The sequence below is a fragment of the Geodermatophilus sp. URMC 61 genome (assembly GCF_052931555.1).
The window spans coordinates 2,615,816-2,627,909 of sequence record NZ_JBRFHZ010000002.1; the positions used below are offsets into that span (position 1 = coordinate 2,615,816).

Genomic DNA, 12,094 nt, shown 5'->3' on the forward strand with positions numbered 1-12,094 from the left:
TCGTTGCGGTCGTTGCGTACCCGCCGCCGCTCACCGGGGACGCTGCGGGGAGCGGAGGGTGAACCGCCGCTCCGGCCGCCCGGCGGTGCCGTAGCGCTGGCGGACGTCGGCCTCCTCCTGCGCGACGAGCTGCTCGAGGTAGCGGCGGGCGCTGACCCGGGCCAGCCCCGTGCGCTCGCTGCACTCGGTGGCCGACAGCCCGTCCGCGCCCGCCGCGCCGAGCACCTCCCGCACCAGTTCCAGCGTCTCCGGCGCGATGCCCTTGGGGGTGGCGGGCACGGGCCGGCCCCCGCCGCGCGCGCCGGCGAACACCCGGTCGACGTCGGCCTGCCGCGCCTGGTCCAGTGCGGCCAGCTCCGCCCGCACCGCGGCGTACTCGCGCAGCCGGCTCTCGAAGGTCCGCCGGTCGAAGGGCTTCACCAGGTAGTGCAGGACGCCGCCGTGCAGAGCACTGCGGATGCTCTCGACGTCCCGAGCGGCGCTGATGACGACGACGTCGACCGGTGCGCCGTCCGCCCGCAGCCGGCGGAGCACCTCCAGACCGGTCATGTCCGGCAGGTAGACGTCGAGCAGCACCAGGTCGGGCCGCAGCCGCTGCACCGCGGCGAGCGCGTCGGCCCCGGTGGACGCCGTTCCCACCACCTCGAAGCCGTCGAGGGCCGCCACGAACCCGGCGTGCACCTTGGCGACCATGAAGTCGTCGTCGACGATGAGCGTCCTGATCACGCGTCCACCAGCGACGCGCCGACCGGGATGCGGGCGGTGAAGACCGAGCCGTCCGACGAGCTGGCCGTCACCTCGCCGCCCCGCCGGGTGCAGACCAGCTGCACCAGGGACAGCCCGATTCCGCGGCCGCCGGGGACCCCCGCGTCATCGGTGGACCGGCCGCCCTTCGTCGACACCCCGCGGCGGAAGACCTCGGCCTCCATGCCCGGGGGGACGCCCGGGCCGGAGTCGCGGACGACGACGTCGACCTCGTCGTCCACCAGGCCCAGGCCCACCTCGACCCAGCGCTCGGCGGCGCCCGAGGCGGCGTCCAGGGCGTTGTCGACCAGGTTGCCGACGACGGTGGCGACGTCCGTGCTCAGCTCCGGGCTGAGCACCGGCAGCGCGGAGTCCGGCGCGACGCGCAGGTCCACGCCGAGCTCGGCGGCCTGGCTGGCCTTGGCGATGAGCAGCGCGGCCAGCGCCGGGTCCCGGACGGCGTCGGCGACGGCGGCGCCGAACTCCGAGCGGCTGGAGCTGACCCGGTGCACGAAGCGCACCGCCTCCTCGGGCTCGCCCAGCTCGATCAGCCCGGCGATGGTGTGCAACCGGTTGTCGAACTCGTGGGCCTGTGCGCGCAGGGTGTCGGTGACGTGCCGGGTGAGCTCCAGCTCACGGCGCAGCTCGAGCAACTCGGTGCGGTCGCGCAGCGTGGCCACCGACCCCAGGGGACGGCCCCGGCTGGTCAGCGGCAGCCGGTTGACCACCAGCACGCGCCCGGCGCTGCCCACGGCCCGGTCCCGCTCCACCCCGCTGGACAGCAACGCAGCGCGCACCTCCTCGGCGACACCGAGGTCGTCGAGGGTGCGGCCGAGAGCGTCGCCGGGGATGTGCAGCAGCCGGATCGCCTCGTCGTTGACCAGGGTCACCCGGCCACGCAGGTCCAGGCCGACCACGCCCTCGCGGATGCCGTGCAGCATCGCGTCGCGGTGCTCGACCAGCCCGGCGATCTCGGCCGGTTCCAGCCCGAGCGTCTGCCGCTTCACCCGGCGGGCCACCAGCAGCGAGCCGACGATGCCCAGCACGCTGGCCAGCCCCAGGTAGGTGAGCAGGTTGGGGGCCGCTGCGGCGAGACCCTGGAGGATGCCGGGGTAGGGGCGCTGCACCGACACGAACCCGAGCACCTCGTCGCCGCGCGGGGAGTAGACCGGCGCCATGGCCACCGCGGCCCGGCCGTCGCGGAAGTCGACGTCACCCACCCAGGACCGCCCCTCCAGCACCCGGCTGGCCCCGATGTCCAGCGGCTGGTCGAGCAGCCCGGGATCGGCGCTGGCGAGGACCGTCCGGTCGGCCCAGGCGACGACGACGTCCTCCGAGCCGGAGTTGCTGCGGCTGTTCTCCGCCGCGATGCGGACGTAGTCGAGCGAGCCGGCAGCCAGGGCGTCCCGGGTGGACTGGTCGTTGGCCAGCGTCTCGGCGACCTCCAGGGCCCGGCGGCCCTCGACCTCCTCGGCGCGCAGCGTCGACTGGGCGACGGTGACCGCCGCGACGCCGACGAGGACGACGCAGACGATGACCACCTGCAGCGCGAGCAGCTGGCCGGCCAGCGACAGCCGCCGGGTCACGAGCCCTCCTCGCCGGCGCTCGTCGGCCCCGTGCCCCCCGGTGCTGTGCCCGTACGTGACCTCGCGAGCTCGGTCACGGGCAACTCCTGACTGGTCGAGGACGCGGCACGCCATCGGACCCGGGCCGAGCCTGCCGGCGCAACACGACGCCGTGCACACAACGACCACAACGTCCGATGCGCACGCAAGCGTGACACGCGCCACGCACGTTGCGACCGTCCCTGTGAGCGGCGGACGCCCGCCGGACACACAGGAGGAACCCATGCGCAACGCTTCCCTACGGAGGCTCACCGTCGGCACGGTTGCCGCCGGCCTGCTCCTGACCGGGTGCGGCACCACCGCGGAGGGCGGCGCCGCCTCCGGCGGCGGCACCCAGGAGGGCCCGGTCAGCGGCCTGCGGGTCATGGTCCCGAACTCACCGGGCAGCGGGTACGACACAACTGCTCGCGCCTTGGCCCAGGTGGCCGAGGAGGAGGGGCTGGCCCAGACGATCGAGGTGTTCAACCTCGAGGGCGCCGGCGGCACCGTCGCCCTGCAGCGCCTGGTCAACGAGACCGGCAACGCCGACCTGCTCATGCAGATGGGCCTGGGCGTGGTGGGCGCGCAGTACAGCAACCAGTCCGAGGCCACCCTCGAGCAGACCACGCCGATCGCGCGGCTGATCGAGGAGGCCGAGGCGATCGTCGTCCCGGCGGACTCGCCGTTCCAGACGATCGACGACCTGGTCGCCGCCTGGAAGGCCGACCCGGGCAACACCCCCGTCGGCGGCGCGTCCAACCCCGGTGGCCCCGACCACCTGACCCCGATGCTGCTGGCGCAGGAGGTCGGCGTGACGCCGACCTCGGTCAACTACGTCGCCTACGACGGAGGTGGCGAGCTGCTCGCCGGCATCCTCGGCGGCGACGTGGCCTTCGCCGCCACCGGCATCGGCGAGGTCACCGAGCCGGCCGCCTCCGGTGACGTCCGCATCCTCGCGGTCACCAGCGACAAGCCGGTCGAGGGCGTCGACGCGCCCACCCTCACCGAGGCGGGCGTGGACCTCACCTTCACCAACTGGCGCGGCATCGTGGCGGCCCCGGAGATCTCCGCCGAGGAGGCCCAGCGCCAGGTCGACCTGATCACCCAGGTCCACGACAGCGAGGCCTGGCAGCAGGTGCTCGAGGACCAGGGCTGGACCGACGCCTTCATCACCGGCGACGAGTTCGGCTCCTTCCTCGACGAGGAGAGCCAGCGGGTCGAGGGCGTGCTGAGCCAGCTGGGGCTGACGTGAGCGCCACCTCCTCGGGAGGCACGATCCGAGAGCAGGGCCGCTCCGAGTTCGGCGTGGCCCTGTTCCTGGGGGCGCTGGGCCTCCTCGTCGTCGTCTCCGCACTGCTGCTGCCGGAGAGCCGGATCGCCCGCGGTCCGGTCGGCCCGGCCGCCGTCCCCCTGGTCGTGGGTGGCCTGCTCGTCGTCACCTCGGTGTTCCTGGCCGTCGACGTCTGGCGCGGCGGCCGCGGTGAGCCCGAGGGCGGCGAGGACATCGAGCTGACCGGGCGCAGCGACTGGGCCACCGTCGCGATGCTCGCCGCGGCCTTCCTCGCGAACGCCCTGCTGATCGAGCCGCTGGGCTGGGTCTTCTCGGGCTCGATCCTGTTCTGGGGCAGCGCCTTCGCCCTGGGCAGCCGGCACTACGTGCGCGACGCGGTGATCGCCGTCGCGTTGTCCATCGGCAGCTTCTACCTGTTCGCCCTGGGGCTCGGCATCGTCCTGCCCCCGGGCATCCTGAGGGGGATCCTCTGATGGACGCCATCGTCGAACTCGGGAACGGCTTCGCCACCGCCCTGACCCCGACCAACCTCGCCTTCGCGCTGCTCGGGGTGCTGCTCGGCACCGCCATCGGCGTGCTGCCGGGCATCGGCCCGGCCATGGCCGTCGCGCTGCTGCTGCCGCTGACCCGCGGGCTGGACGTCACCACCGCGCTGATCATGTTCGCCGGCATCTACTACGGCGGCATGTACGGCGGGTCGACCACGTCGATCCTGCTCAACACCCCCGGCGAGAGCGCCTCGGTGGTCACCGCCATCGAGGGCAACAAGATGGCCCGCGCCGGCCGGGCCGCCCAGGCCCTGGCCACCGCCGCCATCGGCTCGTTCGTGGCCGGCACGATCGCCACGCTGCTGCTGGCGCTCGTCGCCCCCACCGTCGCCGACCTCGCCGTGCAGATCTCGCCCGCGGACATGTTCGCGGTCATGCTGCTGGCGTTCATCGCCGTGACGTCGGTCCTCGGCAGTTCCCGCGTGCGCGGCCTGGCCGCTCTCGGCCTGGGCCTGACCATCGGCCTCATCGGCATCGACGCGACCTCGGGCCAGCAGCGGCTCACCTTCGGCATCGCCGAACTGGCCGAGGGGATCGACGTCGTCGTCGTGGCGGTCGGCCTCTTCGCCGTCGGCGAGGCGCTCTGGACGGCGGCCCACCTGCGCCGCCGCCCGGTCGAGGTCATCCCCGTGGGCAACCCGCGGATGAACCGGTCGGACTGGAGCCGGTCGTGGAAGCCGTGGCTGCGCGGCACCGCCATCGGGTTCCCGTTCGGCGCCGTCCCCGCCGGTGGCGCCGAGGTGCCGACGTTCCTCTCCTACGTCACCGAGAAGCGGCTGTCCAAGCACCCCGAGGAGTTCGGCAAGGGCGCCATCGAGGGCGTCGCCGGCCCGGAGGCCACCAACAACGCCTCGGCGGCCGGCGGCCTGGTGCCGCTGCTCACGCTCGGCATCCCGACCACGGCGACCGCGGCGGTCATGCTCGCCGCGATCGAGAGCTACGGCATCCAGCCCGGCCCCCGGCTGTTCGACACGGAGCCGGCGCTGGTGTGGGGCCTGATCGCCAGCCTGTTCATCGGCAACGCGGCGCTGCTGCTGCTGAACCTCCCGCTGGCGCCGCTCTGGGCCCGGCTGCTGCGGATCCCGCGCACGTACCTGTACGCGGGGATCCTCTTCTTCGCCAGCCTCGGGGCCTACGCGGCCAACGCCAACGTGTTCGACCTGTTCCTGCTGCTGGTCATCGGCGCGCTGGGCTTCATGATGCGGCGCTACGGCCTGCCGCTGCTGCCGGCGATCATCGGGGTCATCCTCGGCCCGTTCGCCGAGGAGCAGCTGCGCCAGGCGCTGCAGATCAGCAACGGCGACCTCAGCGGGCTCGTCGACCCGGTGGCGGTGGTCGTGTACGTGATCGTGGCGCTGATCCTGTTGTTCCCGCTGATCCGCCGGGTGCTGCCGAAGAAGGCGCACGTGCCGGTGATCGACGAGGCCGTGCACGAGATCGAGGAGGCCCACCACCACCACGGGACGACCGAGGCGGTGTCGGTCGAGGCCCGGGCGAGGTCCGACCGGTCGCAGGACTCCGACAGGACCTGACGACGACGGCGAGGGGGAGGGAGGCCGACGGCCTCCCTCCCCCTCGCCGTTCCTGCTGACCGGCCCCACCTGCGCCGGGACGGAGGGCGACCGCCACACCCGGTCGCCGCCGGCCCCCTTCCCCCGTCCCGACGGCGGGTCGATACTGCTCGCGCCCGCCGGCGTCGCCGGGTGTCGTACTGGGTCGTCCGCCCGGCGACGCCGACGCGGTGGCCCCGTCCCGGGTCCCGCCCCGAGCCTGCGAGGGGTGGGGAGGACGGGGTCCTTCTTCAGCCGGCGCCGGCGGGCAGCGCCGGGCCCTCGTCCTTGAGCACCACGCCCGAGGCGCCGAGCTCGCGAGCCGCGCCGAGCAGCGCGGCCACGGTGTCGGCGGCCTGCGCGTAGGACAGCCCGTGCGGCGGGCGGACGTTGGAGACGCAGTTGCGCTCGGAGTCCACCCGCCCCGGCCGCGGGGCCCAGGTCAGGTAGACGCCGAGCGAGTCCGCCGACGACAGTCCCGGCCGCTCGCCGATCAGGACGACGACCGCCCGGGCCCCCAGCGCCTCCCCCACCGCGTCGCCGAGCGCCACCCGCGCCTGGTGGGCCAGCACCAGCGGGGCGACCGACCAGCCGGGCAGCCGCTCGATCAGTGCGCTCACCAGCCCGGCGGCGTGCTCGTGCACCGCCCGTGGGGAGAGCCCGTCGGCCACGATCACCGCCAGGTCGGCGTCGGTGCGTGGCAGCGACGTGCCCTCCGCGAGCTGCCGGCCGAGGTCGGGACGCTGCAGGTAGGTGGCCCGGTCGGGCGCGGCCGAGCGCACCTCGACCAGCTCGACCTCCGGCAGCTGGGCACGGACCAGTCCCGGGTCCAGCGGCTGGTGCACCGCGTCGCGGGCGGCGGCGTGCGCGGCGCGGAACTCCAGCTCCCGGGCGGTGGGCAGCGCGTCGCCGGCCCGGCCGAGGGCGACCCGCGCGCGGGTGGCCGCGCGGAGCACCGCCCACGGGTCGTCGCCGGGTGGCAGCGGCGCGTCGACTGCCGAACTCATGCCGACGCCGCCGCGAGCAGGGCCCGAGCAGCGGGCGCGTCGGCGGTCAGCTCCCGCACCCGGCCGGCGTCGTCGAGCAGGTCCATCCGGCCCAGCCACGCCTCGAACTCCGGCGCCGGCCGCAGCCCGAGCACCGAGCGCGTGGTGAGGACGTCGGAGAAGGCCAACGACTGGTAGTGCAGCATCACGTCGTCCATCCCGGGGACGGCGATGAGGAACGTGCAGCCCGCCGCGCCGAGCAGGAGCATCAGCGAGTCCATGTCGTCCTCGTCGACCTCGGCGTGGTTCGTGTAGCAGACGTCCACGCCCATCGGCAGGCCGAGCAGCTTGCCGCAGAAGTGGTCCTCGAGCCCGGCGCGCAGCACCTGCTTGCCGTCGTAGAGGTACTCCGGGCCGATGAACCCGACGACGGTGTTGACGATCAGCGGGTCGAAGTGCCGGGCCACGGCGTAGGCCCGGGCCTCCAGCGTCTGCTGGTCGACCGGCCGGCCGTCGATGCCGCGGTGCGCGTCGGCCGACAGCGCCGACCCCTGACCGGTCTCGAAGTAGGTGACGTTCGTGCCGACCGTGCCCCGGCCCAGCGCCAGTGCCCCGGCGCGGGCCTCGGCGAGCAGGTCGAGGGTGACGCCGAAACCGCGGTTGGCCGCCTGGGTGCCGGCGACCGACTGGAACACCAGGTCGACCGGCGCGCCCTGCTCGAGCGCCCGCAGCGTGGTGGTCACGTGCGCGAGCACGCAGGACTGGGTCGGGATGCCGTAGCGGCCGATCACCTCGTCGACCAGGTGGAGCAGCGCCACCGTGCGGGCCGGGGAGTCGGTGGCCGGGTTGATGCCGATGACGGCGTCCCCGCAGCCCTGCAGCAGCCCGTCGACGATGGACGCCGTCACGCCCAGCGGGTCGTCGGTCGGGTGGTTGGGCTGCAGCCGCGAGGCCAGCCGGCCGGGCAGGCCGAGGGTGCTGCGCAGCCCGGTGACCACCCGGGTGCGCCGGCCGACGGCGACCAGGTCGGCGTTGCGCATCAGCTTCGAGGTGGCCGCGACCATCTCCGGGGTCAGCCCGGGCGCCAGGCCGCTGATCGACGCCTCGTCCCCGGCGGCGGCCCAGGCCAGGAGCCGGTCGCGGAACTCCCCCACCGTGAGCGACGCGACCGGGGCGAAGGCGACCGGGTCGTGGGTGTCCAGGACCAGCCGGGTGACGTCGTCCTCGTCGTAGCCGACCACCTGCTCGTCGAGGAAGGTGGCCAGCGGCAGGTCGGCGAGCACCGTCTGCGCGGCGACCCGCTCGGCGGCCGACTCCGCGGCGCAGCCGGCGAGGACGTCGCCGGAGCGGGGCGGCGTCGCCCTCGCCATCAGCTCCACCAGCGTCGGGAACTCGTAGGTGTGCCCGCCGACCGTGCTGCGCCGGACGGTCACGATCCCTCCTCGCCGGCGCTCGTCGCTCTCGTGCCCGGCGGTGTTGCGTCCCTGGACGACCTCGCGAGCTCGGTCATCGCACCTCCTCCTCCGCGTCGGCCAGCAGCTCGAACTCCTCCTCGGGCGCCGAGGCCACCAGGTGGTGGCGGCTGTAGAGGGCGAAGTACGCGAGGAAGGCCGCGTAGGCCGCCAGCGTCCACAGCGCCGCGGTGACGTCGACCAGGAAGGTGGCCACGACCGCGGCGGCCGCGAGCACCAGGGCGACGCCGGTGGTCGCCGTCCCGCCCGGCGTCCGGTAGGGGCGCGGCAGGTCGGGCTCCCGGCGGCGCAGCACGATGTGGCTGACCATCATCAGCACGTAGGACACCGTCGCCCCGAAGACGGCCATGTTGAGCAGCATCGCGCCCTGGCCGGTCAGGGAGAGGACGAACCCGATCGCCCCGGGGACGAGCAGCGCCAGCATGGGCGCCTTGCGGCCGTTGGTGACCGACAGCGCCCGCGGCAGGTAGCCGGCGCGGGAGAGCGCGAAGGTCTGCCGCGAGTACGCGTAGATGATCGAGAAGAAGCTGGCCACCAGCCCGAACAGGCCGGCGTAGTTGACCACCCGGGTGAGCCCGTCGGGCGCGCCGGCGCCGGCCAGCGCGTCGACCGGCGGGTTGCCGGACCCCGCGATCGCCGACGAGCCCGCCGCGCCCGGGGTGAAGACCAGCATGAGGACGGCGAGGACGACGAGCACCCCCATGGCCGCGACGATCCCCCGCGGCATGGACCGCGCCGGGTCGCGGGCCTCCTCGGCGGCCAGCGGCACGCTCTCCACCGCGAGGAAGAACCAGATGGCGAACGGGAAGGCCGCCCAGACGCCGATCAGCCCGTACGGCAGGAAGGCCGAGGCGCCGGCGGCGTCGGTGGGCGCGATGTCGAGCAGGAGGTCGCTGTCGAACCGCGGGATCGCCCCGGCCAGGAACACCACCAGCCCGGCCAGCGCGACGACGGTGACGGCGAACATCGCCTTGAGCGCCTCGCCCACACCCAGCAGGTGGACGCCGACGAAGAGCGCGTAGACGGCGAGGTAGACCCACCAGCCGTCGGTGATGCCGAACAGGCCGAGCGACTCGACGTAGGCACCGATGAAGGTGGCGATGGCGGCCGGCGCGATCGCGTACTCGATGAGCACGGCGACGCCCGTTGCATAGCCGCCCCACGGGCCCAGGGCGCGGCGGGCGAAGGTGTAGCCGCCACCGGCCGTCGGCAGCGCGGAGCCGAGCTCGGCCAGCCCGAACACCATCGCGGTGTACATGACCGCCATCAGCACGGTGGCGATGAGCAGGCCGCCGAAACCGCCCTCGGCCAGGCCGAAGTTCCACCCCGCGTAGTCCCCGGAGATGACCGCCGAGACGCCGAGACCGGCCAGCAGCAGCCAGCCCGCCGTCCCGGTGCGCAGCCGGCGCCGCTCCAGGTAGCCGGCGTCGACCCGCTCGGCCTCGACGCCCGCGTGCGCGGACCTCGGCGGGGTGGGGCGGGCGGTGGGATCGACGGTCACGGGCGCCTCCGGGGGTCGGCCCGCCGGAGGCGGGGTGGGCCAGCGTGGACCGGCGTCCGGCCCGGGTCAACGGGCCGCGGCGGCCGCAACACCCTGTTCACAGCAGCGTTCCGGACAGCCGTGTGCAGGTGCTCGGGGTGCTGGATACTCCCTCGGCCGGGCACCACCGGATGGGGCGCGACGCAGAGGACGGCACCAGTGACGCCGGGACGGGACACGCGGTCGGACGACGGCGAGCTGCTCGCCCTGCTCGCGTCGGCAGGGGACCTGAGTTCCTTCCTCGGCGACCTGGTGCACCTGGCCGCGCGGCAGGTGCCCCGCGCCGGGGCCTGCGGGCTGACGCTGACCCGCGACGGCACCGGGGTGACCGTGGCGAGCACCGGGTCGCTGGCCGATCGCGCCGACGAGCGGCAGTACGAGGTGGACGCCGGTCCCTGCCTGGAGTCGATGCGCACCGGCACCGTCGTGCGGGTCGACGACATGGTCGTCGAGCAGCGGTGGGCCCCCTACCCCGCGCGAGCGGCGGAGCTGGGGATCGGGTCGTCGCTGTCGCTGCCCCTGGTCGTCGAAGGGCGCAGCAGCGGCGCGCTGAACCTCTACGCCACCGCGCCGCGGGTGTTCGGCGCCGACGACGAGGCCACCGCGACCCGCTGGGTACAGCAGGCCACCGGCGCGCTGGCCGTGGCGCTGCGGATCGCCGACAGCGACCACCGTGCCCGCAGCCTGCTCGGCGGCCTGGACACCCGGGCCACCATCGGCCAGGCGGTCGGCCTGCTCATGGCGCGGGAGCGCTGCACCGCGGACCAGGCCTTCGACCTGCTGCGGATCGCCTCGCAGCGGCGCAACGTCAAGCTCCGCGACGTCGCCGCGGGCGTCGTCGCCGGGTTCGAGGAGGGTCTGGCCGACCGGCGCGAGCGCTGGTGACCGCCCCGCTCAGATGCCCCGCCAGCGGCCGTCCTTGGCGTTGCGCTCCTGCCGCGGGGCGAAGACGTTGCCCTCGGTGGGCGGTGCGCCGTCCCCCGCGAGGGCGAACACGCGGAACAGCGGGCCGACCAGCGCGTCGTAGACCGCCGGCAGCAACCGGAAGCCGGCGATGACGACCGGGTTGGCGAACCCGGCCTGCACCAGCCGCCGGGGCCGGTCCAGCCGGGCCACGACCGCGCGCGCCACCCGCTCCGGCGAGTACACCGGCGGCGGCGGCCGGCCCGTGCTGCCGGCCCACGTCGCGCCCTGGTAGTAGATGGGGGTGTTGACCCCGCCGGGGGCGACGGCGGAGACGTGCACGTCCGGCGCGTCCCGGGTCTCCTGCTGCAGCGTGCGGACCAGTCCCAGCTGTCCCCACTTGGCCGCCGCGTAGGTGCCCATGAGCGGTGCGGTCACCGAGGCCAGCAGCGAGCTGACGACGACGAGGTGTCCGGCACCCTGGCGGCGGAACACCGGGAGCGCGCTGCGGGCGACGTTCGCGGTGCCGTGCAGGGCGGTGTCGACGACGGCCTCGAACGCGGGACGGGGCACGTCCTCGATCCGGCCGTAGGCCATGGTCTGCGCCGAGTGCACGACGGCGTCGAGCCGGCCGAGGCGCTCGACGGCGGCCTCGACCGCCCGCTGCACCGCGGCGGCGTCGGTGACGTCGGCCGGGCAGACCAGGACCTCGGCCGCGCCCTTCTCACGGGCCTCGGCCGCCGTGTCCTCCAGCGCCTCGCGGCCTCGGGCGACGAGCACCAGCCGGGCACCCCGGGCGGCGAGGGTGTGCACGGTGGCCCGGCCGATCCCGCTCGAGGCGCCGGTGACGAGGGCGGTCAGGGGACGGGACGGCGCAGCGGGCGGCATGCGGCTCCTCGGCTCGGGAGGGGACGGACGCGGAGACGGCCTCGGGCGCGTCGGTGGAGTGGCTCTACCCACCCCTCCTCGGGGTCATGCGAGGGAGTCCCCGTCGGGCCCTCCCCGGGTCACGCGGTCAGGAGTGGGTGCAGCCAGCCGGGGCCGGTGACCGGGACGCCATCGGGCAGCCGGGCGCGGAGGCCGCGGTCGGCGGTGACCACCAGCTGCGCCCGCCCCTCCGCGGCCAGCCGGGCGGCGTACGCGGCCAGGGCGTCGTCGCCGCTGCCCTCGGCCCGCACCAGGGTCACGCCGTCCGGGGCGTCGACGCCGCGCGCGGCGCCCTCGACGACGGCGACCACCTCACTGCAGACGACCTGGCCGCCGCCGGGCACGGGCAGCTCGCGGCCGGCCAGCAGGGCCAACCGCCCCAACAGCCGGGCGGTCGCGCCGGCGCGGTCACGCCACCAGCCGTCGGGCCGGGAACCCACCACGTTCGCGGCGTCCACCAGCAGCACGACCACCGCTCTCGCCCCTCTCCGGCGTGTCGTTTCTCCTGACCCGCACCGGGCACTCCGCG

General features: G+C 74.9%; 11 protein-coding genes. 4 read left to right on the forward strand and 7 right to left on the reverse strand.

The annotated features are described in order from the left end of the window. Positions 1-30: 30 nt before the first annotated feature. Positions 31-726 (reverse strand): response regulator, encoded by a 696-nt coding sequence (locus ACU610_RS12085; RefSeq protein WP_446767953.1) that lies wholly within the window; start codon positions 724-726, stop codon positions 31-33. Beyond that, positions 723-2,330 (reverse strand): ATP-binding protein, encoded by a 1,608-nt coding sequence (locus ACU610_RS12090; RefSeq protein WP_446767954.1) that lies wholly within the window; start codon positions 2,328-2,330, stop codon positions 723-725. Before ACU610_RS12090 ends, ACU610_RS12085 begins: the two co-directional genes overlap by 4 nt. A gap of 262 nt (positions 2,331-2,592) precedes the next feature. Between ACU610_RS12090 and ACU610_RS12095 the strand changes: the two genes are divergently transcribed. The 3 genes from ACU610_RS12095 to ACU610_RS12105 are packed head-to-tail and all read left to right on the forward strand — an operon-like array spanning position 2,593 to position 5,719. After that, entirely contained in the window at positions 2,593-3,600 is a 1,008-nt protein-coding gene (locus tag ACU610_RS12095; protein WP_446767955.1) for a Bug family tripartite tricarboxylate transporter substrate binding protein, read from the forward strand. Continuing rightward, on the forward strand, positions 3,597-4,112 hold the full coding sequence (locus ACU610_RS12100; RefSeq protein ID WP_446767956.1) for a tripartite tricarboxylate transporter TctB family protein: 516 nt from the start codon (positions 3,597-3,599) through the stop codon (positions 4,110-4,112). Before ACU610_RS12095 ends, ACU610_RS12100 begins: the two co-directional genes overlap by 4 nt. After that, the gene (locus tag ACU610_RS12105; protein WP_446767957.1) at positions 4,112-5,719 is read left to right on the forward strand and encodes a tripartite tricarboxylate transporter permease; all 1,608 of its coding nucleotides are present in this window, start codon (positions 4,112-4,114) and stop codon (positions 5,717-5,719) included. The genes ACU610_RS12100 and ACU610_RS12105 overlap by 1 nt, the downstream gene beginning before the upstream one ends. A 269-nt stretch (positions 5,720-5,988) precedes the next feature. Here the strand turns inward: ACU610_RS12105 and eutC are convergent, their stop codons facing one another. The 3 genes from eutC to eat form a co-directional block, all read right to left on the reverse strand. Continuing rightward, positions 5,989-6,744, reverse strand: coding sequence for an ethanolamine ammonia-lyase subunit EutC (gene eutC / locus ACU610_RS12110; protein ID WP_446767958.1), 756 nt, complete (start codon positions 6,742-6,744; stop codon positions 5,989-5,991). Next, a complete protein-coding gene (locus ACU610_RS12115) occupies positions 6,741-8,156 on the reverse strand; it encodes an ethanolamine ammonia-lyase subunit EutB (protein ID WP_446767959.1) in 1,416 nt (471 codons plus the stop codon). Before ACU610_RS12115 ends, eutC begins: the two co-directional genes overlap by 4 nt. A gap of 73 nt (positions 8,157-8,229) precedes the next feature. After that, the gene (eat, locus tag ACU610_RS12120; RefSeq protein WP_446767960.1) at positions 8,230-9,696 is read right to left on the reverse strand and encodes an ethanolamine permease; all 1,467 of its coding nucleotides are present in this window, start codon (positions 9,694-9,696) and stop codon (positions 8,230-8,232) included. A gap of 198 nt (positions 9,697-9,894) precedes the next feature. Between eat and ACU610_RS12125 the strand changes: the two genes are divergently transcribed. Next, entirely contained in the window at positions 9,895-10,620 is a 726-nt protein-coding gene (locus ACU610_RS12125) for a GAF and ANTAR domain-containing protein (protein ID WP_446767961.1), read from the forward strand. A gap of 9 nt (positions 10,621-10,629) precedes the next feature. Here ACU610_RS12125 and ACU610_RS12130 read toward each other — a convergent pair whose 3' ends face one another. Both ACU610_RS12130 and ACU610_RS12135 read right to left on the reverse strand, forming a co-directional pair. Beyond that, on the reverse strand, positions 10,630-11,526 hold the full coding sequence (locus tag ACU610_RS12130; protein WP_446767962.1) for an SDR family NAD(P)-dependent oxidoreductase: 897 nt from the start codon (positions 11,524-11,526) through the stop codon (positions 10,630-10,632). A gap of 119 nt (positions 11,527-11,645) precedes the next feature. Then, complete coding sequence (locus ACU610_RS12135; protein ID WP_446767963.1) at positions 11,646-12,038, reverse strand: hypothetical protein; 393 nt, start codon at positions 12,036-12,038, stop codon at positions 11,646-11,648. Between the last annotated feature and the right edge of the window lie 56 nt (positions 12,039-12,094).

Excerpts from the sequence above, each read along its gene's own strand:
- eutC (WP_446767958.1), bottom strand. The coding sequence starts at position 6,744 with ATGAGTTCGGCAGTCGACGCGCCGCTGCCACCCGGCGACGACCCGTGG.
- ACU610_RS12130 (WP_446767962.1), bottom strand. The coding sequence starts at position 11,526 with ATGCCGCCCGCTGCGCCGTCCCGTCCCCTGACCGCCCTCGTCACCGGC.
- ACU610_RS12095 (WP_446767955.1), top strand. The coding sequence starts at position 2,593 with ATGCGCAACGCTTCCCTACGGAGGCTCACCGTCGGCACGGTTGCCGCC.
- ACU610_RS12105 (WP_446767957.1), top strand. The coding sequence starts at position 4,112 with ATGGACGCCATCGTCGAACTCGGGAACGGCTTCGCCACCGCCCTGACC.